The 22,933-nt window shown below is 48.0% G+C and carries 20 protein-coding genes; 12 read left to right on the plus strand and 8 right to left on the minus strand.

Annotated features, from left to right (window positions below):
• Positions 1-3: 3 nt before the first annotated feature.
• Both MHN31_RS22070 and MHN31_RS22075 read right to left on the minus strand, forming a co-directional pair.
• Complete coding sequence (locus MHN31_RS22070; RefSeq protein WP_239445335.1) at positions 4-1,335, minus strand: ABC transporter permease; 1,332 nt, start codon at positions 1,333-1,335, stop codon at positions 4-6.
• Positions 1,336-1,343: 8 nt separating this feature from the next.
• Positions 1,344-2,033: an ABC transporter ATP-binding protein gene (locus tag MHN31_RS22075; protein ID WP_010386899.1), complete on the minus strand. Its 690-nt coding sequence runs from the start codon at positions 2,031-2,033 to the stop codon at positions 1,344-1,346.
• A gap of 379 nt (positions 2,034-2,412) precedes the next feature.
• Between MHN31_RS22075 and MHN31_RS22080 the strand changes: the two genes are divergently transcribed.
• From MHN31_RS22080 to MHN31_RS22105, 6 genes are all read left to right on the plus strand, one after another.
• On the plus strand, positions 2,413-2,907 hold the full coding sequence (locus MHN31_RS22080) for a DUF1993 family protein (RefSeq protein WP_239445336.1): 495 nt from the start codon (positions 2,413-2,415) through the stop codon (positions 2,905-2,907).
• 223 nt (positions 2,908-3,130) lie between these two features.
• Positions 3,131-4,570 carry a hypothetical protein gene (locus tag MHN31_RS22085; protein ID WP_239445337.1) on the plus strand — a complete coding sequence of 480 codons (1,440 nt, stop codon included), beginning with the start codon at positions 3,131-3,133 and terminating at the stop codon, positions 4,568-4,570.
• A 135-nt stretch (positions 4,571-4,705) separates the two neighbouring features.
• Complete coding sequence (locus MHN31_RS22090; protein ID WP_125562782.1) at positions 4,706-5,470, plus strand: hypothetical protein; 765 nt, start codon at positions 4,706-4,708, stop codon at positions 5,468-5,470.
• Positions 5,470-5,970 (plus strand): hypothetical protein, encoded by a 501-nt coding sequence (locus MHN31_RS22095; RefSeq protein ID WP_125562784.1) that lies wholly within the window; start codon positions 5,470-5,472, stop codon positions 5,968-5,970. The genes MHN31_RS22090 and MHN31_RS22095 overlap by 1 nt, the downstream gene beginning before the upstream one ends.
• 18 nt (positions 5,971-5,988) lie before the next feature.
• Positions 5,989-6,489 (plus strand): DUF4402 domain-containing protein, encoded by a 501-nt coding sequence (locus MHN31_RS22100; RefSeq protein ID WP_049863537.1) that lies wholly within the window; start codon positions 5,989-5,991, stop codon positions 6,487-6,489.
• A 45-nt stretch (positions 6,490-6,534) separates the two neighbouring features.
• Complete coding sequence (locus MHN31_RS22105; protein ID WP_239445338.1) at positions 6,535-9,024, plus strand: hypothetical protein; 2,490 nt, start codon at positions 6,535-6,537, stop codon at positions 9,022-9,024.
• Here the strand turns inward: MHN31_RS22105 and MHN31_RS22110 are convergent.
• Positions 9,021-9,860: an AraC family transcriptional regulator gene (locus MHN31_RS22110; RefSeq protein WP_239445339.1), complete on the minus strand. Its 840-nt coding sequence runs from the start codon at positions 9,858-9,860 to the stop codon at positions 9,021-9,023. The two genes, MHN31_RS22105 and MHN31_RS22110, sit on opposite strands and share 4 nt — an antisense overlap.
• Positions 9,861-9,955: 95 nt before the next feature.
• On the opposite strand from MHN31_RS22110, the gene MHN31_RS22115 reads away from it, so the two are divergent.
• The 4 genes from MHN31_RS22115 (at position 9,956) to MHN31_RS22130 (ending at position 14,998) form a co-directional block, all read left to right on the plus strand.
• Positions 9,956-10,708 carry an HAD-IIB family hydrolase gene (locus MHN31_RS22115; RefSeq protein WP_239445340.1) on the plus strand — a complete coding sequence of 251 codons (753 nt, stop codon included), beginning with the start codon at positions 9,956-9,958 and terminating at the stop codon, positions 10,706-10,708.
• A gap of 73 nt (positions 10,709-10,781) precedes the next feature.
• Positions 10,782-12,374, plus strand: a complete 1,593-nt coding sequence (locus tag MHN31_RS22120) for an ABC-F family ATPase (protein ID WP_239445341.1) — start codon at positions 10,782-10,784, stop codon at positions 12,372-12,374.
• Between the two features lie 264 nt (positions 12,375-12,638).
• Positions 12,639-14,297 carry an SUMF1/EgtB/PvdO family nonheme iron enzyme gene (locus tag MHN31_RS22125; RefSeq protein WP_239445342.1) on the plus strand — a complete coding sequence of 553 codons (1,659 nt, stop codon included), beginning with the start codon at positions 12,639-12,641 and terminating at the stop codon, positions 14,295-14,297.
• 329 nt (positions 14,298-14,626) lie between these two features.
• Positions 14,627-14,998 carry a hypothetical protein gene (locus MHN31_RS22130; protein ID WP_138538612.1) on the plus strand — a complete coding sequence of 124 codons (372 nt, stop codon included), beginning with the start codon at positions 14,627-14,629 and terminating at the stop codon, positions 14,996-14,998.
• Between the two features lie 95 nt (positions 14,999-15,093).
• On the opposite strand, the gene MHN31_RS22135 is transcribed toward MHN31_RS22130, so the two are convergent.
• Positions 15,094-16,629, minus strand: a complete 1,536-nt coding sequence (locus tag MHN31_RS22135; RefSeq protein ID WP_239445343.1) for a hypothetical protein — start codon at positions 16,627-16,629, stop codon at positions 15,094-15,096.
• Between the two features lie 387 nt (positions 16,630-17,016).
• Here MHN31_RS22135 and MHN31_RS22140 point away from each other — a divergent pair, with 387 nt between their 5' ends.
• Both MHN31_RS22140 and MHN31_RS22145 read left to right on the plus strand, forming a co-directional pair.
• A complete protein-coding gene (locus tag MHN31_RS22140; protein ID WP_239445344.1) occupies positions 17,017-18,285 on the plus strand; it encodes a sterol desaturase family protein in 1,269 nt (422 codons plus the stop codon).
• Between the two features lie 44 nt (positions 18,286-18,329).
• Positions 18,330-19,073 (plus strand): DUF1295 domain-containing protein, encoded by a 744-nt coding sequence (locus tag MHN31_RS22145; protein WP_239445345.1) that lies wholly within the window; start codon positions 18,330-18,332, stop codon positions 19,071-19,073.
• Positions 19,074-19,207: 134 nt separating this feature from the next.
• On the opposite strand, the gene MHN31_RS22150 is transcribed toward MHN31_RS22145, so the two are convergent.
• The 4 genes from MHN31_RS22150 to MHN31_RS22165 form a co-directional block, all read right to left on the minus strand.
• The gene (locus tag MHN31_RS22150) at positions 19,208-21,046 is read right to left on the minus strand and encodes a winged helix-turn-helix domain-containing protein (protein WP_239445346.1); all 1,839 of its coding nucleotides are present in this window, start codon (positions 21,044-21,046) and stop codon (positions 19,208-19,210) included.
• A gap of 62 nt (positions 21,047-21,108) precedes the next feature.
• Positions 21,109-21,486, minus strand: coding sequence for an MmcQ/YjbR family DNA-binding protein (locus MHN31_RS22155; RefSeq protein WP_125562802.1), 378 nt, complete (start codon positions 21,484-21,486; stop codon positions 21,109-21,111).
• A 62-nt stretch (positions 21,487-21,548) separates the two neighbouring features.
• Positions 21,549-22,196, minus strand: a complete 648-nt coding sequence (locus tag MHN31_RS22160; protein WP_239445347.1) for a GNAT family N-acetyltransferase — start codon at positions 22,194-22,196, stop codon at positions 21,549-21,551.
• 114 nt (positions 22,197-22,310) lie between these two features.
• Positions 22,311-22,766: a GNAT family N-acetyltransferase gene (locus MHN31_RS22165; protein WP_239445348.1), complete on the minus strand. Its 456-nt coding sequence runs from the start codon at positions 22,764-22,766 to the stop codon at positions 22,311-22,313.
• Between the last annotated feature and the right edge of the window lie 167 nt (positions 22,767-22,933).

Raw genomic sequence — 22,933 nt, forward strand, 5'->3', positions numbered from 1 at the left:
CTCCTACAAACTCTTAAGCTGACTGGATGGCTGGATCTGCGCTGCACGATAAATTGGCCACAAGCCAAATAACACGCTGGTCACGACAGACAGAATCAAAGTCATCAGCATGATATTCAGGTCCATTTGCATAACGGTGACATTGAGATAAGTGAATATTTGCTGGATTAGCTGCAATCCAAGCTGCGCAAATATCAACCCCAATACCCCTCCTAAGATACCAATCAGAAATGCCTCACAGAGAAATTGCCAACAGATGTCGTTACGACTGGCTCCTACTGCTCGCCGCAGTCCGATTTCACTGCCCTTACCGTAAAACTTTGTCATCATCAGGCTCATACAGTTGAGCAAACAGGCCAATAAAAAGGCAAATGCCAGCCACACTGCCATGTCGTTTTCGTTACTGAGGACCTCAGCCCAGCGCAGATAGTCATCAATGGTGAATAACCGGCTAAGATTCTCCCTGGCAAAACGACCTGTCGATTTCTGCTCATCAACATAAGCATTGATAAAATCCATGTAATCAGCTCTGTCTTCGGCAGACTCCAGCTCAGCCCAATAAAACAGCCAAATACAATCAGACGCAATAAAGACACTAAAATCGACATCTTCAACGTCCTGCCAACAGGACCAGGTTACGTCGTTATGAGAAAAAATCTGTTGATTAATCTGGTATTCAAGCGGCACAAACAGCGCCTCTGGGTTCTGATATGCCTGTGAAGATAAATAATAGAACCTCGGGATGGGAAACCAGTCGTCCATAACGCCCACAATTTGCATCAGCGACTCGCCCATCACAATATGGCGGCCCACCGAATTGGCTCCTCCAAACAACTCATCGTTCAGAGCTTTGGTGATCACAACCACCGGATTACCCGAGCTGTCATCCTGTTCAGACCAGGCATTACCGTATAAAAATGGCACCTGAAACATTGAAAAGAAATCGTTGTGAGTGGTACGTATCATGCGCATCTGCGCATCCCGGCGGTTTTGCTCCTCAGCCCGGCTCATTATTTTAAACAATCCGATAGCTGTTTCCTGTTTCGCCTTGGCGGCTGCTTTGAGACTCCGGGCATCCCGGTAAGAAACCATTGCGGGTATCTCTTCTTGGCCATCGACCATCAAATATGGCTGATCAGGACCCCAGGAGCTTAACTGCACGGTAAACACCCTATCACTTTTCTCTGGCAGCGGATCTTTGGTCATCATATAACTCACAGTATATGTCACCATAGCTGCAGCAATACCCAAAGCAATAGTGCTCACCATAAGCACACTCAGCAATGGCGTTTTGCGTAAGCTGAGCCATGCCAGCTTAAAATAATAACTTAACATATGTGTTCCTAAGCAATCGCCTGCTCTGGGGCAAGACGCTCACTCAGTACACCGTCTTTAATCTCTATGATCCTCTGTGCCTGACTGGCCTGCTCCGTGTCGTGTGTCACCATCAAAATACTCGTGCCTTTGGCGTTGATGTCCTTAAGCAGAGACATGATGCCATCAGCCATTTTTGAATCCAGGTTACCAGTGGGTTCATCTGCCAGCAAAAATGCCGGGCTGCCCGCCAACGCACGTGCGATTGCAACACGCTGCTGTTGGCCACCAGAGAGTTGTTGTGGGTAATGATCTTTTCGACTTGCCAGACCGACCTGCTGCAAGGCATCCATAACACGTTGCTTGCGCTCACTGGCGCTAAAGCTGCGATAGCGCAGTGGCATTTCAACATTGTCGAATAAATTCAGTTCAGGGATCAGATTAAATCCCTGAAAGATAAAACCGATTTTCTCATTTCGTAAGCGCGACTTTTGCTTATCGGACAGACCTGTGACATCGTTACCATCGAGCAAATACTGCCCTTCGCAATATTCTTCCAGCAATCCAGCAATGTTCAGGAAGGTTGTTTTACCTGACCCTGAAGGACCAATAACAGCAACAAACTCGCCCTGCTGAACTTCCAGGTCAAATGGTTGCAGTGCTTGAGTTTTTACCGTATCCGTGTAATAAGCCTTCGCCAGTTTTGACATTTTAAGCATTAAAATTTCCTTATGGATTGTCTTTATTCTTGTAATTCTGGAGCTCGTTCACTCCTACAGCGACAGGCACACAAGACATGCCTGCCCTCAGGACAACGCGCTGGCAGCTTGAGAAGCTTGTGTCTAAAATTAAGCACATAAGCTATCCGCCAGCGAACTCAAGAAGGTACACAAAAAAACATTTAAAGTCACGTTTTTTAAACGTTCCGTTAAACTAAAACTGTCTCTGATTTTATCTACTACATTTGTTGTAGGTATTTGAAAGTAATAATTAAGCGTATTTTTAGGCGCTTAGATTTGTTAACAAAACAAAGTGCTGCTTACCAGCTTGTCGCGCACATAGTTTTTCGCTTATTTGACTTGTCTAAACGAGGGAAACATGACCGATATTATTGAGCCATTCGTACATTATCTGAATCAATTGCAAGCAATACTGGCACGCGACGACATTAAAGATGAGCTACTAATGCGTCGTCTAAGCCCTGACATGTTTCCATTTCACCAGCAAGTTTCAACCGCCGCCGCACTCTCGTTACGATGCTGCTGTCCTTTATTTAATCGAGAAGTCGCGAACTTCAAGCGCCCCGTTGTGAGCCTCGCAGATTTACAAGAAGAAATCGACGACACTCTGGACTATCTAACGCAATTACAAGACGTCTCATTGGATGAGATGCCCACAAGTATTACTTTTGTGGCGGGATTTACCAACCATACTCTGGAGCCTGAGAAGTACTTTCAGCTTTATGCCTGGCCCAACTTTTTATTTCACTTCTCAATGGCATACGCAATACTGCGCGCCGCAGGCATTCCCCTGGGCAAAGGCGACTTTGATGGCTTTCATCGCTACCCCGCCGGATTTTCATTTCCTTCCTGAACAGGCCTGGCAAGCCAACAAACCCAGGGATGATGACAAAGGTGCCTCTTTGTCCCTCGGAGTTGGCTTTACTGTTCTGACGTAGTTCACGCAACCAATCGAGTGAACGAACAGCACACCTAAAGACTCCCGGATAACCCCTAACGGCCCTCAACCTTCCTAAAGTTATGAGCTTGTTTGCCGATAGTATGTCCAACTTTAAGTAACAAGGATAAAGTTATTTATGAAGCTACACTTTCACACTTACTCCAATCGGACAGACCACCTCTTTGACCGGCAAACCCGCAGTGCTCAGGAAGTACAGGCTACAGATCACGCAGAGATTGCCGACTCAGGAACACCTATCACAGACGAGCACTTAAAAACATTGCTCCCGGAAACCCCGAACCGTCCAGCCTCGCCTTTCACTTATCCAAGACCCAGTGCTGAGCGGTCTGACTATGTTGGCTTTAAGCGTTTTCATATTGTCAGCCAGCATAGTGCAGACACGGAACATGGTCAGCTGAGTAAAGAGTATGCTTATGGCGACCTGAGCGACACAGAAGACATCAATGCGTTTCTCGCCCAACTTGACCGTCTGTCACCCGAGCAAAGGAATAAACTCGAGCACATTAAACCCAGTAAATCTCTGCTGTCCATCGCTGAACGGCTAGATGATGAAGCGCTGTCTCAACTTGCAGATATATTAATAGACGCTGGCAGTACCCCTATTTTTTCTGAACAGAGACGAAACCAGGTGCCAGACCAACTCGTCGACGCACTCGCGGCTTTGTCTGATGACGTGCTGGGAGATACCATTGCAACCCTTGCCAGTCTGCGCGAACAAGGTGCAAGCTATCAGGCCCCAAATTCACCAGTGAGTCTTGATGAGCATGGTCAGGAGCATTTGCTGATGGCCTCATATGACCGCGATAAGTTCTGGAAACACAAATTCAGTCAACCCGTGGAAGAGGTTGAGCTGCTGCACACCTTCAGTGATTTACTAATCAGCGGTAAGTTCAAAGGCGAAGATCTCAGTACGCTGAATACCCACCTGCAACAAAGTACCTTTGAGCAAAGTCGGGGCGTACTGGATATGGCCACAGTCATTAAACCTTTTGAGAAGCACAGCATGCTCGAGATGCTGGATGAAGCTGACAAAGACAGCGAGCCGAATATCTTTGCTTACCTGAGTCAGCAAGTCGACCTGTCTGCCCACCGTCAGTACTACCAGAGCGAAAACAACGACATGGTGGTGCAACAAGACCTGCCGCCAAGTGACTCTGATCGTGGACGTCTCTATTCTGATATTTTGACCGCTTATGATGAATATGGACTGGGGTGGATCAATGATGCACTGGAACATGTGGCAGATACGCCGCCACAAATTCAACGACAACTGTGGAGTCAGCTACTGGATGATGCAGCGCAATTTGAAGATCAGTTTATCCGCTCAGATGCGTTAGAAAACTGGGCCAATCAGGCAATCACTCCAATTTTACAAGCATTTCATGATCAACAGATTGAGCGCATTCGCGAATTTAACAGTGAACGCGAAGTACCTGATTACCTGGGTAACCTCACTTACTTTGGCAGTATGCGCCAAGCGACTATCTCGTCCGTTGATACGAACCAGTCCACACAGAATAGTGCCGTCAACAATAACCACTCTGTTGAAGAGTAAAACGAACACAGGGAATGCGCCTTTGTTTGTTGTTTGTCGGGCGCACTGTGCAAAGGTTGCAGCCAAATCTAATTAGGATATGATACCGAACACTTAGCCAAGCTCATTACACTAATAACTCACAGAGCACGATGTATGACCAAAAGATTTTTCACACTGGTACTGCTAGTAACGGTGTTCGTTTCCCAGGCATGGGCCTCAACCTTTAAACTCGACAGACATAGGGTAGTTCTGGATCAGGACATGCGCCGTGGCGAGCTGCGCATTTATAACACCTCTGATAGCCTGCAAAGCTACCGGATATCGCTTATCGACATGCAAATGGATAAAGAAGGCATATTGAAGTTTGCACAGCAATATGAGTTTTCTGCCAAGCCTTACTTGCGAGTCGGGCCGCGTGTTGCCAAAGATGTTTTGCCCAAACAATTTCAGAAAGTTCGACTAATGAAAAAAGGCAAAATCCCGGAAGGAGAGTTTCGTGCACACCTCATGGTTGAAGCACTTAGTGGTGATGACCCGACGGAGCAAAGTGGCGCTATTCAGGTTAAAGCCAATTACAAGGTTGTCATTCCCGTTTTCATCAAAAACACTTCCTCAGTCACTGAGTTGTCGATTGGCGACATTACATTCAGTAAAGATGCCAGCAACCTGATAGTCAGACTGAACAAACAAGGCCCGGGGCATACCAGTGCAAACCTGGTCGTCAAAGAGGCTGAAGAAGAGCTTTTTCGGGTGAATCAATTCAGCTTATACCCAGAGCTCAGTCAACGAGATATGACACTACCGATTGAATATAAAGAGGTTGCCAGCAAAAAATTGACAATTCAGCTGGAAGATGTGGAATCTAAAGAACCGCTAAAATCACTCGACGTCACCATCACAGAGGACCTGCTGAAGTAATGGCTGTCGGCTTATTGACTGGAGTGTGGTTAGTCGCGTCTGCGCAAAGTGTCGATACATTGACATATCTGAAGCAGCAGCAACGCCAGGCCGGTCAATTTAATGGGGTCAGTATCAATTTATTGGCGCCCATGACGTTTCCCCAGCTAAAACAGACACCCGCAACCTGGGATGGGGCTTTTTGTAAGGCCAATGGCAAAAAAAATAAAAAAGCCGTAAAAAAGTCACTTTGTCCGGGATTAAGAGGCTACAAAGCAGAGTTTGAAATTAGCGGTGAGCCCAGAAGCTACGTGGACATACACGTTTTTGGCAATGAAACCAAACAAGGTCTTACCTTTACCGTACAGAATAAATCAGGAGGCTTTAGTAAGCGCGTAAGAATAAAAAAAAGTGGAGTTGGCACATTTAGTGCAGGAGGTATTATAACGCTCAGTAACGCTCATGAAACAGGCAGCGGAGAATACGCTTTCAGCTACACAGTTACTGCGCTATATCAATAATAATTAAGGAAATAAACAATGTTTAAAAAAGCCTCCAGCACACTTGCACTGTTAGTTATGAGTTTTGGTTCAGCCGCAGCGACTTATCAGGTTGATGTTAACCTGGTGGTTGAGCGCGCACCACTACAAATTGCACAAACAACCGCTATGAGCTTTCCTGAGCTTTTGGTGAACGAAGCGTCGAAAAACGGTGACTCTTGTTACGCCATAGAAACACCAATGCCAAACCCAATCGCATCCGCCCTGTGTAACGATGCCAACGTTGGTGGTAAACGCGCCACTTTTACCGTATCAGGCACGCCTCACGCACAAGTTGTCTACACATTTTCCGCGCCAGATCAGACGCAGGATGGACTTCGCTTTACCATGACAGACATGACAGCAGGTGCTCAGCTTGATAACGCAGGTGAAGCCAGCGTCTCATTCGCAGCCAGCATTGTACTGGACGATAAAGATGTCGCAATCAATGCACCTGGTACCAAATCATTTAGCTATGACTTTGTTGCAGCTTACCAGTAATATCACCAAGTTCCCTTAAAGGCCCGGCCCAGCCGGGCCTTTACCATGCAGTATCTATACGTTTTATTCTTTCTATTGTCATTTTATTGCTCGCACACTTCAGCCCGGGAAGTAGGCGATATTGCCGACTTTGTATTTGCTGATCTGTATGTCGACCAGCAAAACTTTCCCGAAGGGGCAGAGTTACTCACCGACAACTACGAAGATTATTATTTATCCCAGAATAATCTCAATGCCTTGCTCGTTAGCCACCTCTTTATTGACCCTCCAGGCAAACGCTTGTCCGGTGAACTTTGGGGTGAGAAAATCGATATTGAACTGGATGAAACACACTGGGTTACGTTAGATGGAGAGCCTCATATCCGGCTTGACATACTGGCGGCACTCGGCATTGATTCAGAGTTTAATACGCGCACTCAGGTGCTGGTTTTTGACACTCAGGAAAGACACCCCAGTTCACAGGAAAAAAAACGCGAGGCGCGAAAAAATATCCTTGCTGCAATGCAGCGAAAACGCGCCAACCAGCTTGTTTTGAACGACCAGTATCAATGGTACACAGCACCTTATGTCGATGTGCAACTGTCTGCATCTGATAGCAAACAAAATTCCAGTGCTTCGGCCTATGTTTCAGTCAACCAGGATCTGGCGCACCATCAGGCACAAATAACACTCACTGACTCAGACAACGATAAACGCAACGGACGTTTCCAGCTCTCCCGCAGTCTCACAGAGCTGAGCGAATATCAGTTTGGCGATTTGCAGGGTATCACAGGCGCACTGCTGCAAACCGGCGGAAGCGGTCTGGGCGTGCAATATGGGGCGACGCACAGCAGCGCGAGTAAACCTCTCATCATCCAGGGCTATGCGGAACCTGGCAGTGACGTCGAGCTCTATCGCAATGATGTGCTGTTTGACCTGGTGCGGGTAACAGCCAATGGTCAGTACCGCTTTCGGCCGCTCCAGGTGTTTAACTCGAATCACAGTTATCACTTGATGATCCAGTCGCCAGACGGAAAACGCGTTCGCCGGGCAGTCTCCCATCAGGCGCACTCTGGCTATAAACCCGGGCAGTGGTATACCAACTTAACGGCCTACACAACCAAAGCATCCATACTCAAAAAAAGACGTTTTAACCCACAGGAAAAATACCTCAACTCACAATTGAACTATGTCGCCAGTGCCCGGGACGAAATAAACCTTGGTGGCGAATGGCTGGAAAACCCCCGCCAGAAAACATTCTTATGGTATCTGGGCTGGGAGCGGGCAAATAGATCAAGCGATGCCAAATGGAGCCTCAAAGCGGGCGGACATGAGCAGTTCCACTATGATCTGAAATGGCTGACCCCACTGAGTACCACACAAACTTTAAGCCTTGCGTCCCAGCGTGGTTATGGTCAGTTTGGTAAGGAAAATATCAATACGCTGAATTATGAGCAGACATTCAATCGCTGGCAGCTTAGTTCAACTTTAGGCCTCAGCCAGATAAATGAATTACATTATAAATCTGTTGATGGCTACCTCAGCTACCAGGCAGACTCAGGAAGTGTTAGCACAAACGTCAGTCAAATTAGGGGAGATGACGCGCATGAGCAGCAATACTCTATGATTGGTAGCTTGTTTGGCAGCTGGGGCAGAGCGAGGTTTAATTGGAACAAGTCAACCGGCTTGTTTGAACAACATGCTCTGGCGCTCAGTTACGCCAATCAGTTCAACGGCTATCACGGCTCTTTGCAACTGCGCCGCTCCTTCACTCAGCGCCGTAATGCCACGTCTTTTACATTGTCGAAAACCTTCGATGCGATGGCTGTCAATGCCAGTGCCACCTACCATGAAAGCAATGGCTGGCAATTCGGCTTGTCTTGCTCATTTTCGTTTTACGGATCAAGACCGCTTAGCACCATCAGCAGCCAAAGTGGCCGACAGAGCAGCTCTGTCAAGCTGCGCGCGTTTTACGATCGTAATAACAACCAACGTTTTGATGAACAAGACCAATATTTACCTGATATTGCCGTGATGATGCATGGCAACAAGGTTGACACTGTTTCTCATCCACAAGCCAGAACAGTGCTTCACCTACCCGCAAATCGTCCTGTGACACTGGAAGTAGAACACAATGAGTTGGACGTCCTGTACTTACAACCTCAGTTTGGACTCATAGAAGCCGACCTGCATCCAGGTGCTCAGCCCATTGTTGACGTTCCTTTTCACCTGCAATTCGAAGCTGAGGGCATCATTTCCCTGCGTAATGACGACGGCAAACTTGCAGACCTCACTGGCCGGGTAGCGCTGCAACTGACCCGAGAAACCAGCGGTGAACAAACCATCATCTACACAGAATCAGATGGCTTTTTCTTTTTTGACAAGTTAAAGCAGGGAAAATATCACCTAGAAGTCTCTCCACACTACTTGGACCAAAAGGCGCTTACCTGTGACCCTTGCCAGTTACGCTTTACGCTGGATGAAAACAGCGAACAGCTGGTCATACTGGATGATTTGACACTGTTTCCAACTCCCCCAACGCAACCCAAAAGCTAACGCTTACGCCAGCTAAACTGACGCCGATAGGCACTGGGTGTCATGCCTGTTTGTGCTTTAAAAAACTGATTAAAGTAGGCTGCACTGACAAAGCCGCATTGTTGTGCCACCACCCCAATAGGCCGATGCTCAGTTGCCAGTAAATGCTGGGCACGCTGACAACGCAGTAGCGCGCAATATTGAGAAAAAGAACAGCCAAGTTCTTGCTGAAACCACCGTTTTAACGTCGCGGTGCTGACATTGATATGCGCTGCACACTGAGCCTGACTGGGTGGATTGTCAACCTGACTGGCAATGAAGGCCTGAACACGCGCTAACCGCTCTGAGATACGCGAATGAGCAAGCCGGATCCCTTTGGCAGGACAGGCGCGCAGCTCCGTCAGTATCTCACATAGCAAAGTCAACCGACCAACCGGGCTTGCCTTGTGAAGCGCCAGACACTGTTCACGCACCTGCTCAGCAGCATCCCGACTGAAAACCAGCCCACTTTCAATACGCTCAAGCCAGCCTTGCAAGTCTGCCAGCTCCGCAATGGCGCAGTCCAATAGTGCCTTAGGCCATAGCACGACCACAACCAGCTCAGCCGTATCATTGGGTGCCTGACTGTCCCAGGTATGGGGCACTCCGGGTGCCACCAACGCCAGGTCAATGTCATCAAATTCATGAATGGCAGTACCGATAAATCCACTGCCCTGTGCTCCGATAGTCAGGATCAGTTCGAAGCAATCATGCTGATGCCACTCAAACATGACCTTTTGTTTTTCGATGTGTTTAACCTGTACAGATTGATTCAGTGCAAATCGGATCGGTACGGGTTTTCCGGTATTGACGGTCAATTGGAGCCAATATATATAAACAATGAGCTAATAACTAAAATATTAAGTGGTTAGTTTGGCAAAGTAAACGCTCTCTTTTGTACCTGGATGTAACGATGAATTTTGTTTTTGATTTAGATGGCACGACCGTATTCCAAGCCCAACGCATGCATGACGACATAAGGGATGGCCTGTTAGCACTTGAGCGCAGTGGTGGTAACGTATACTTCGCCACAGCCCGACCACTAAGAGATACGCTCCCCGTCTTGCCTGAGTGCTTCTGGCACCACCCTATTATTGGCTGCAATGGCGCTATGTTCAGTCAAAACAAAGCGGTGGTCAAAGCACACAGCTTCGACCCGGCTCAGGTGGGAGCCTTACTTGCTTGGCTCGACAACCACCAGATAGCGTATTTATTTGATGGTCACTGGCAGTATGCCATCTCCGATAAGCCTCATCATTTTCATCAGCATGTGGCCGAGCTCGGTATCCCGCCAGGCTGCAATCAGACCCTAAGACATGAGCCCATAGTCAAACTCCTGATCCTGGAAGATGCGCATCATGATCAGGTCAAGCACATGTGTAAGCAGACCCTGAACAGCTTTGAAATCTATCATCATAATGGCCACCATTGTTTTGATCTGGTGCCCGCACGCAGCAACAAGCTCACAGCGCTGCTAGAGCTTGGCCTGGATATGCAGCAAACCGTGTGTTTTGGTAACGATGTCAACGACATTGCAATGCTGGAAGCCGCCCAGCAAGCTTATGTTGTCGGTGAACAGATCACACCGAATTGTGAGTACGTTCAATTAACCGAGCAAACAGTCGCGTTGACCCTACACCAGTTAGCAAATAATCTTTGTGTATAAACCCGCACCTTGCTCCCCCCCTGCCGCGATTTAATGCTAAAATCGCGGCAATTGAATTTAATGAGCACCCCTTATGCTGTCTTGTAACAACATCACCATGCAGTTTGGCGCTAAGCCACTGTTTGAAAATATCTCGGTTAAATTTGGCGACGGTAATCGCTATGGTCTTATCGGCGCCAATGGCTGTGGTAAATCAACCTTTATGAAGATCCTCAGCAAAGAGCTTGAAGCCAGCGCAGGTAACGTGTCTTATGACCCGAATGAGCGCATTGCCAAGCTGAACCAGGATCAGTTTGCCTACGAAGAATTCTCAGTGGTCGATACCGTTATCATGGGCCACAAAGAGCTGTGGGAAATCAAACAAGAACGTGATCGCATTTATGCTTTGCCGGAGATGAGTGAAGAAGACGGCATGAAAGTGGCGGATCTGGAAACCCAATTTGCCGAAATGGATGGGTATGCGGCTGAAGCCAAAGCGGGTGAGCTGCTGTTAGGCGTGGGCATTCCGACAGAACAACATTACGGACCTATGTCAGAAGTGGCACCGGGCTGGAAACTGCGAGTGCTGCTGGCACAAGTACTGTTTGCCGAACCGGACATCATGCTGCTCGACGAACCAACCAACAACCTCGACATCTATACCATCAAGTGGCTGGAAGATGTACTAAACCAGCGCGACTGCACCATGATCATCATCTCGCACGACCGTCACTTCCTGAATTCTGTGTGTACGCATATGGCTGATATCGACTACGGCGAGTTACGCATTTATCCGGGCAACTACGACGAATATATGCTTGCAGCCACTCAGGCGCGGGAACGTCTGCTAGCTGACAACGCTAAGAAAAAAGCCCAGATAACTGAACTTCAACAGTTTGTATCACGCTTCTCGGCAAACGCTTCAAAAGCGAAGCAGGCTACATCGCGTGCCAAGCAAATTGACAAGATCCAGCTGGAAGAAGTTAAAGCGTCGAGCCGTCAGAATCCGTTTATTCGCTTCGAACAGTCCAAGCAGCTATTCCGGAATGCACTGGAGCTGGAAACCCTGTCACAAGGCTATGAAGACGTGCTGTTCAGCGGCCTCAATGGCCTGGTTGAGGTGGGTGAAAAAATCGCGATCATCGGTGAAAACGGCGTGGGTAAAACCACCCTGCTGAATACCCTGGCTGGCCGCATGGCGCCAAAATCGGGGGCGTTTAAATGGTCAGAAAATGCCAACATTGGTTACTATGCTCAGGATCACGCGGACGAGTTCGAGAAAGACCTGGACCTGTTCCAGTGGATGGAGCAATGGCAACAGGAAGGTGACGACGAGCAGGTGGTTCGCGGTTTCCTCGGTCGTATGTTGTTCTCGCAAAACGACATTAAGAAATCAGTGAAAGTGATTTCCGGAGGTGAGCAGGGCCGAATGCTGTTTGGCAAACTGATGATGCACAAGCCAAACATTCTGCTGATGGATGAGCCAACTAACCACATGGACATGGAATCTATCGAATCACTGAATATGGCACTGGAGCAATACGAAGGCACCTTGTTCTTCGTATCGCACGACCGCCAGTTCGTCTCCTCTTTGGCGACTCGTATCTGGGAAATCAAAGACGGTCAGATCATTGACTTCCAGGGCACGTACGACGAGTACCTGGCGAAGCAGGCCGCAGAGCAATAAAAAGGACTGTCTGGCCGCGCCCTGCGGCCAGACTCTCCACACAAATCACTTTTCAATTGCACTCCTGCCATTTCCGTCCCACTTTCCATTTCGTTTTCACCATGTGTGTTAAATAAAAATAAGAATAAAAGTCAAAAACTTAAACCCAGCCTTATCGCCAAATCGTTCTAGAATATTTCTATTTTCCTCACTTTGTAAAAATTCGCTAGGATTTCTCCCGTTCAGGTTAGGCATGGTGAAGCCGTCTTTTTTACAGGAAAAATAATGATGAAAGCGACTCTTCCCTATTCTACCTGCTTAGTGCTACTGGCCAGTGTACCCGCACTAGCTGGCAAACCCCTTACTCCCATTGAACCCATCATGGTGACTGTCCCGGCGGGCAGCTTTGACATGGGCAGTAAAGAAAACGAAAACAGTCAACCCGTCCGTACTGTTACCCTGCCCGAGTTCAGCCTGGGGAAATACGAGGTCACCGTCAGAGAGTATCGACGCTTTATAAAGGCCACCGGCTTTGAGGCTCCACAGGCCTGTTATCACCAACTGGACAACTGGTTCATCGGCAATACGCCCGGTAGCTGGGATAATAACAGCTTGACCCACAATGAATTTCAGCCTGCTATCTGCGTAAGCTGGGCAGGTGCAAAAGCCTATGTTGACTGGTTAGCAAAAACGACCGGGAAACCCTACCGTTTGCCCAGTGAAGCAGAGTGGGAATATGCAGCTCGCGGCGCTGTCACAAGCCGATTTTATTTTGGCAATGACCCGAAACACCCTTCTGTTTGTCAATATGAGAACACCGCCGACCTGAGCGGAGAAAATGAGCTACAACGCTCCACTAACAGCTCTTATGTCAACTTCGTTGATGGCTTTGCCGATTGTGTTGATCATGCGACCTATGCCAGCGTCGTCGGCATGTACAAACCCAACCCATATGGTCTGCATGACATGCTGAGCAATGTCGCAGAGTTTATGGGTGACTGCTATCAAGACAACTACAATAATGCCCACTCTGATGGTCGAACATTCCAGTCAGACCAGTGTGAAACACGCTCTACACGCGGCAGTAGCTGGCACTGGAATATCTGGCCTGTAACACAACGCGGTGGGATGCCTGAAGACTTTGCGGGTGCCGCCGAGGGCTTTCGCATCGCATTGGATGGCCAGGCGCCCAAGCCCGGCAAAGCAACTCGTCAATTCGAGCGGCAGCTTGCCTTTGCGCAACAGCAGGAACAAAAACGCCGGGATCAGCAGTTTGCTTATCCCCAGCCTGTTACTAACCTGACGCTTTCCCAAATCGATGGTAAAGCGATGCTCAGCTGGGATAGTAGCAAAGAAACAGATATTTTTGGCTACCGGGTTTATCGTAATTACAGCGCAGGCTCTATGTTTGAACTGATTGCCGACAACGTCATCGACACGCAGTTTATCGATGCCAATGCCTCGCCCAATATTTACGAATATGCTGTGGTAGCCGTACGTCGCAACCTGCAAAGCAACTACAGTAATCTGGTCAAAACCCAAGGTAAAGCGCTTACAGTTCCGGGCCGCATCGAAGCTGAATATGCGCACACCGTCACTGGCGCGAATACCGACAGAACCTCAGATACGGAGGGGAGATTCAATCTGACCGGTGGCGGTGGCATTGCCGAAGGTGCTGAGATTGACTACCAGATCACAGTCAATCAAAGTGGTCACTATCGTCTGAGTTATCGGATTGCCGGACCACGCGATGGCAAAGGCTTTTCTGTCAAAATCAACGGGAAAACGGTCTCAAAACACGCGGTCAGGGGCACCGGTGGCTATCATGACTGGCAAACCCAACAAGGAGAGCGTGTTTACCTGAGTGCAGGCGAGCATACGCTGAAACTTCAGTCCCACGACACCAACTGGAAACTCAACTGGCTAGCGCTGAATCGCGACTAACCATTAAAGCGGGGGAAACTAAGTTTCCCCCGCACTTGCAATCTGCTCTGTTAAGGTCAGTATTCCTCCACAAATTGCAATAACATAACGAAAACGCGCCCCATAAGTTTGCCCATTCATTGAAATAAGCGCTACTTTTTAACATAGGCCTGAAAAAGCGTTTCTAACTTTGATTAACCAGCAGACTGTATGGACTATGACTTAACATGCTAATCAAATATTGCCTCTTACTCACCCTCTTTCTCTGTTCATCAAGCATAGGTGCACGCTCGCTCTGTGACAGTCCTCAGTATCATGCTTTTGATTTCTGGATAGGGGAATGGCGAGTCATGTCAAAGGGGCAGTTTGCAGGCAATAGTAAAATCACCAAAATACTCAACGGCTGTGTCATTTTAGAGGAATATCAGGCAGTTTCCGGGTATAAAGGTAAGAGTTTAAATATCTTCGATAAACAACAGCAACACTGGCATCAAAGCTGGACCGACAATGCCGGTTTGCTGCTGCAACTCAATGGCAACCGCTACAATGACGGCATGGTATTGCAAGGCCCGGGGCTGGACAGTGAAGGCAAGCCTGTTTTACACCGCATCACCTGGCAACCCAAAAAGAATAACACAGTACACCAGCACTGGCAGTCCTCAGGCAATGAGGGCAAGTCCTGGGAAACGCTATTTTATGGTATCTACCATAAAATTCAGTGAAGGGTAATCAGGCTCGCGCTCAGCAGGGCGTTGTGATAACCATGCTGTAGGTAAAAGGGCACACACTTACCTGTGCCCGTTTACAGGATCCACGATTACTGCGGTGGGATTGCAGGCCAGTATCCAAGCACAAAATTATCCATTTCCCCTTTAATACTAACGCTACCATAGGACCGAACCCGGACAATCATGCGATAAAGCGGCCGCGAAGAGTCGACCGGGTAAACTTCATGCAGTTGAAAACTGCCCACCCCCAGCATGCGCTCTTCACAATGGCTATCATGTGCACCATTCATGTAATATACGTCTGTACACACTCTGACGGGCGTGTCTTTTTGCGCTTCCATCAGCTGTACAGCCAACTGGGTATAGACTTTATCCGCATAATATTTTTCGCCCCAGCCAAAGTAATGTGTAAAGCTAGCCTGGCGCCACGGACTCATCTCAAACCCCAGGCTTTGCTCACCACTGATGACCTGAAGATTCTGATTGCTCAGGGTAACGTCTTGCGGCGAACGTGTTGTAAATCCGCCGGTATCAGTTTCAAACCCTGACGTCGAGATCGTCACCAAACCATCCGACAAGCTGGTACCGGAAAGCAGCGTCAGACTATTTAAGGACACAGCTCCGTCCGCGGTAATACGCAGCTCAGTAGAGGTAATCTCTGTGGTCAAGCCATCACTACCCAGGTCAACAATAATCGGCACCACGGTGGTACTATTTGGTGCAATGTAATAACTAGGCGCAAAGGCAGCACTGTGATCAACATTGCGGAACTGCTTTTGATAACTGGCACTGCTATAAAGCTGCGCATTTACCGGCTGCGAACCTGGGTTGGTAATGCTAGCCTGATAGATCATATACTCAGGGTGAGTATGAGAGAAGTCAGGCGCAGCAAGGTGAAAGCGCGTAGCATAACTGCCGGATGCAGTCTGGTTTAAACGCAAACTTGCCACCCCATTAGCATGCGTCAAAGTGGGAGCATGACTAAAAAAGGCGTCAACCTGCGCCTCGGTGAGCGTCGAGAAGTCTTGCCCTGGTGAGAACAATTCCACTTCGGCATTGCTTTGATGGCTCCCCTCTTCGAGTGTTATCTCAAGATTGTCCAGGTAGACGATTTCATTGGGTAAAGCGTAGCTGTCAAGAAACCAAGTAACTTTGTGAATGGCTTTGCCCGCTGGCAAGGTTACCTGGCAGTCATGAGAATAAATACTGTCCTGATACGTGGGTACTTCATCATTACGTGAAACATAAGACTCGTACACATTGCCATCGGCATATTCTATCTCAAACACACACTGCACTAGGGTGTAGGGGTTGCGGCTTTCACTATCGGATAGTGGCATCGCAATATCAAACGACGCATTCAAACGACTCACCTCGGGGAGCGTTCGCATGATCAGCGCCTCAGTACCGACCCGATAATGGCCTTCGCTGGTCATCGCCAGACTCTTTGCGCCGCTGATGGGTGACAGCGGAGTTGCTGCAAACTGGCTCAATGCGCCGTCTGCTACAAACAAACCGACATAGCCATCATCAAAATTCTGACTGACCAGTGTTGTTGTGTCTGAAGCCTGAACCGCTGCGGCAGACGCCATCAACCCTAGCAGAGGTAATACATATTTAGTCATTGTTTTCATTTCCTTTTTTATATCCCGCACACCGTATCGGCCTGAACTGAAAAACATTGAGCAAACACTCTATTTTTATTCCTGAGCATAAAACAGCAGGGATTCTTTATTCCACATCCATTTTCTATTCACATTTAAAAAACACAATGTTAACCACCATTTTCTATTGGGCATTCGCCTACAACCCCTGTATACAAAGGGGGTAAGGTGTAATGGCAAGGAACAGCAAACAAAATTAGTGAAATTAAGGATAAATCAATGTTAATATAAATTTACAAAGTTATTTTATTCCATATGTCGATGCTTATGACATATGCATCATAAAAAGACAGCAAGCCTGTTGGCTGCTGCCCTCAACTAATTAAGACAACACACTAAGGGATTAACATGGATCTCAACTTTACCGAAGAAGTAATGTATACCCTGCCCTTTTATCTGGGCCCGCTTTTTATTCTGGCAACCATCAATTTTTTGCGAAAGCAAAAAAACTACCGCCTCAATGACACCCTAACCAATGCCACCATTGCACTGGGCAATCTGGGCTTGTCGTTTATCTTTTTGCTCGCCGTGGTTGCCCTGTACACCCTGGTCTACAACGAGTACAGACTGGTCGATCTGGATCAGAGCAACCCGCTGATTTATTTACTCGCATTCTTAGTTTATGACTTTTTGTATTACTGGAACCACCGCTTCCATCATATGATAGGGCTATTCTGGGCCGACCATCTGGTACACCATACGGCGGAGAATTTTAATTTTGGCGTATCCATTCGGATCAGCTATTTCACCGAACTGACCATGTGGATGACCTTTATCCCTATGGCATTTATGGGCATTTCGCTGGAAGTATTTCTGGCCGCCAGCTATACCCAAATTATCTGGGCATTTTGTATTCACACCAAATACCTGAAAAAAACCCCTCGCGCAGACAAAATTTTTAATACCCCCTCTTTGCACCGCGTCCATCATGCGCGTAACCGTCAGTATATCGACAAAAACTATGGGGGCATCTTAATCATCTGGGATCGCCTGTTTGGCACCTATCAGCGAGAGTTGGAGAGCGATCCGGTGGTGTACGGTGTGCGTGAATCATACCCAAGCTTTAGTCCACTGGTGATCAACTCTTATTACCTCAAAACCATCTGGCAAAAAATTAAATGCTCACGTTCTGTGTTTGAGGTGTTGTGCTCTATTTTTGCGCCACCAGCCTGGCTTCCTAAAAACGCCAATAAAGCCGATTTCTACTCGCTCACCGCCAAAGTAAAGTCCAAAGACTTTAAGCCAAAAGACCCTTACATCTGTAAACGCACCAAATGGACTGCCTTCGTGCGCTTTAGCAGTATTGTGGTGCTGTTTACCTATCTGATGAGTTATTTTGGCGAGCTACCCACATTGCCTTTAGTGAGCCTGTCCCTGCTGTTTTTCTGGCTCTGTCACTTTAACGGCTTAGTGTTCGATGGCGCCAAGCTAGGCCTGCCTATGGAGGCCGTCACACAAGTGTTATATGGCCTCATTTTGTACTGGGCCATCGAGACCGGTCAAGCGGCCTGGATCACCCTAGGGACTGCCACACTGGCACTAATATCTCTGTGTAACTACGTCATCTATCGCACCCGTCCAACTGCGCCAGTGGAACTCAGCGCAGAGCTCCAGTAGATGATATCGACTAAAGCTAAGTTAATATGATTGAAGGAAAAAATATGGAAACAATAAATCAGAACTCGGACAGTCAAAGTGCCGGTGGTGGTGTCAATCGCGAGCATGGCCGCACCATAGCGCAAAGGTGGACCTTTGTCGGCCTGCACTTTGGCTTAGTGCTCTTCTGTGCCTGGCTGGCAGTAGCTGACGGCTGGACTCTGATTGGCCAAGTATTTGGCCAACAATGGACGCTGGTTGATAACGACAGAGCCCTGCTCATGCTGGCCTGTGTGTTTGTCTACTGGTTGCGCCATGCCATTACAGTACTCTACCTGCTGCAACGCAGAATTGACTGGGGAGAAGCTTTGGGTTTGCTGTGCTTCATGGCCTTTTTCGAAATAGGCCTGTTACTGGTCGGCGGTGGTGCATTCAGAAGCGAAGTGATCCCATTTGGTACTCTGGACATCGTGGCGCTGGTTCTGCTGGCCGTTGGCTCATATCTGAACAGTGGTTCTGAGATCCAACGAAAATGGTGGAAACAAAATCCAGCAAACAAAGGCCAATGCTACACAGAGGGTCTGTTCAAGTATTCAATGCACATCAACTACTTTGGTGATGTCGTGCTGTTCACGGGCTGGTGCTTACTCAGCTATAACTTCTGGACGCTGTTGCTGCCCTTTTTTATGGCGTACTCGTTTATCAGTTTCCATATTCCGGCACTTGATGGCTACTTGTCTGAGCGTTATGGCGAGAAATTCGACCAATACTCAGCCAAAACCAAAAAGCTGATCCCCTTTGTCTACTAATACCAATTTGCTTAATTAAGTGATCTATTTTGAGGCGAGAAAATAGGGTCGATAACAAGGCAAAAATTTTGCTATTTAGTTGTTCTAAATGAGAAACTCTCATTGTCTCTGAGTCTGACATGTACATCCCCTACCTATCTGCCTGCGGCCATCAAATTGAGTGCCAGCAACTGTGCTTCATTCTGCGTTCGCCAGTCTGACGTCGCATGCTCACTGATATACTGCGCATAAAAATCGCTATTCACACCAGACTCAACTGGCATCTGACATAACAGCAACGCCACATCGAGACCAATCCGGCGATCTCCTGACAACTGAGCCAGCTCAAAGGCACGCAACGCCAGGGGCAAAAGTTCAGCCTGAGTTTGCACGGCTGCCGCGTACATGACTGACAGATAAGCATTTTCTGCATTATCCTGACGTACACTGGAGATCAGTGATTCAGCCTCCTCAAAACGCGCTTCACGCAAATAATAACGAACCAAAAATTTACGGCTGGACTGAGCCACCCAATGATTCGGTGTCAGTGCCGTATATTCCAGCACGCGCCGATAGTGTGGTTCTTTGTCAGCGGGCTTGTCTGCAAAAATAGCATAGTGGAAAGGCACTTTAGCAAAGTGGTAAACCGGCAGCTCATAGTGCCGCATTTTTTCCTCTGCCAGCCTTAAATAAAGATACTTATCATCATCTTGCTGGTTTTTACTCGCCATTATCGACAAGTAAGTCAGCGCATCTAACTCTCTGGCAATGTCCTGTGTCTGTCGGGCCAGTTGTGCGGAATGCAGCAGGCTCGCTTTAACCTGCTCATAATCCCGCTGCAAATGATGCAACCAGGAACGACTGTGCAAGACGTCTGCCTGAGCTCTCAGATCCTGGCTGATCTCCAGCGCCTGCAATGCGGCGTCCAGTCTTATCAGACTGAGGTCGACCAGGTTTTTGCGTAACAAAATCTCACCCTGATACGCCAGAGCGCGACCCTCTTGCTGTGAATTAGTCTGTGCTTTGGCCAGCACGGCCAGTTTTTCAGCCATGGCCATCGCCTTCTCTAATTCCTGTACATCCAGATACGCATTGACCAATGCCCCCAATAGGATCAAATCTTCAGGTGTCCGCTGATGGGCCTGCGTCAGCATGGCCAGCTTAAGGTCAGGTGAATGGGCATGTTGCAACAAAGATGCAACGACCGGCTGACTGAGATGCTGATAGAGCTTCTGCTGCACGGCTTTTGGGGTTGCACCATGCAGCCCCCCCTGCCACTGACCTGCCGGGCCTTTGAGCCAGAAAGTCAGATACCAAAGCGCATCAATCTGACGCGCACTGGCTGTGAGGATCACCGGATGCTGCTCTGCCACCTCTGGATACACCAGTTCCTGCGATGTCCTGAAATGCGCCGCAGAAAGCGTAGTAAGGGACGTAAAATTCAGCTGTGTGGTGTCTTGTAGTTGCCACAGCTCAGGTTCTGTGCCTTCAAATGGCAAATAAGTTATTGAAAAGTTTGTCGATTGCGCTTCATCGCGCTGCATCACAAAGATAACCGCCAGCAACACCAATAAGGAAATAAGTGATACCCCCAGCCAGTTGCTGACTCTGTGGCGTGATGGAGCGTCAGCGGGTGTCGCGGTCACAGGCGTATGAACAGTGTCCGCAGTGGTAAGAGGGCGTGATATCGGGGCGGCGTTCACCGCTGTTACCTGGCGCTGCCACTGGTAACCTCGCTTAGCAAAGGTTTTGATCGCATCGTTGCCAAATAAGGCGCGTAAATGACTGATATTCTGAAACACCGCCTGTTCAGAGACGACTTTGCCTTGCCAGACCTGATCCAGAATTTCCTCTTTACTCAACACTCTGTGGGTATTTGCCAGTAACAGAGCCAGTAATTTTGCTTCATTGTGGCGAATAGCAAGTGCGGTGCCCGCACGAAGCAATATCAAATCAATACTGTCGAACTCAAAGTCATCGAACTGGTAGCGCATAGTGTTATGTAATTGTTATTATCCTACTCGGAAACAAGAATAACCCAATTGTGATTAAAACACTAAAGGTGCAGCAATACAGCCTCTCGCTGTTTTTTGGACATCTTCTGCACCACCAGTAGAAATGAGTTATCGATCATGCGCTCAATTTCTCCGCGGGGCACTGAGCCGTCCAGGATCACCGTATTCCAAAGTCGCTTATTCATATGATAACCGGGGATCACAGCCTCAAAAATATCCCGCAATGCCTGTGCTTCATCCGGGTCACACTTCAAATTTAGCCACCAATGGCACGTTTCACCTTCGTTATATCTGCCCGGTGACAAGGTGGCGAACATTTTGTCTTTCACTTTAAACACATCCACACCTGGTCCAAAGGGTTGCCCGACAGAAGAAAAGGGTTTATTGAGCAGGTAAGTGTGGGCTTGTGTATGGTCCATGATCGATTCCTTTACAGATATATAAGCACACCATACACATTCACATAGCGTATGCCAATGTTCTAAACAGCAGGTTCGCACGCACCGTATGCCGCGAAGATATGTTCATAGAAATGCGCTTTATGAGCCATCAATAATGCAGCACGTTTATGGGGGAAATCAAACTCGAATTGTTTGTCATAACCGAGCTCTGCCATGCGGGTCATCAGGCGCGCATTGTCGGCTCTGGGTTCCAGCACAATGCGCTGAGTCTGTGGCTGACTTTGATAGATCAGATGACTGAGGCTGGTCATCCAGCCTCGAAAATTATTTGGTCCTCGGCAACTTTGCTCACCCACTAACAAATGTATCCCGCGGTCATAAGTGTCGGCTTCATAGTAGTGTGCCAGCTTGTCTTTCGCCGCCCAATATACCTCCAGATAAGCGAAAGGCTGCTCGTCAAGGTATCCTATCAAAGGCAAAGTGTGGGCATCGGCTAATTTGTCACTCAAGTACTGCCATTGTTTTTCTTCACTCCAGGCCTGTTGCCAGAAATGCGCAATCCGGGGATCATTCATCCAGCGGCAAAAGCGGGGCAAATCATCGGGGCTGATCAGCTTGAGTGCAAATTGCTTATTTAAATAAGGGTTAAAATACTCGGCCAGCACGGCCCCCATTTCCTGGGGTTTGTCCTGCTCAAGTCCGGTGGACCATAAATTTGAGATATTCATAAATAAAATAGTAACTTTGGCGGATAACACCTATGAGACGAACATCATACAGACAAATTTATGCCACACACCGAGTGACACATCCATGCCACATAGCAACAACGTAGCAGAGTCTTACGCTGTCTGAACCGGGCTCTTAATAACAAACCCACTTTCTACACCCGATTTGAATCCCACCTTTTCATACAACTTATGCGCGCTGGTTCTGGTCGCGCCAGACAACAACATCACCTTATAACAATCCTGCTCCCAGGCACACGACAACGCCTTTTCGAGCACCTGCTCACTAAGCCCCTGACGACGAAACGACTCCGCGGTAATGACATGTTCAATGATGCCAAATGGGCGGCACCCGTTGGTAAGTGTCAGTACCACACCCAATTGACAAGTTGATGCCAGCTGGCCGTCTACCTCAGCAACCACGATACTCACTCCCGGGTTATTCAGCATCTCAGCCCAAGTCGATTCAAGCACCTGCTCGCTCATATGAGGATCATGTCCACGTAACTCTTTATACAATTTCACAATACCGGATAAATCTTGCTGTGTTGCCAATCGGATGTTTGTCATTTTTGCACCTCGTCCTTAATTTAATTTCAGTAAGCGTGTGTCCCAGGCCAGTAAAAGCACCACAGGACTCTGATTTACTTAACAGAGCGACTATTAATTTAACCAACTCGAGCTGAACATGTACACAGATGTATTCCTTCACGTGATAAAAGAAAAGGGCTCAGCTG

The organism is Pseudoalteromonas sp. McH1-42 (genome assembly GCF_022347845.1).
GTDB classification, from domain to species: Bacteria; Pseudomonadota; Gammaproteobacteria; order Enterobacterales; family Alteromonadaceae; genus Pseudoalteromonas; species Pseudoalteromonas rubra_D.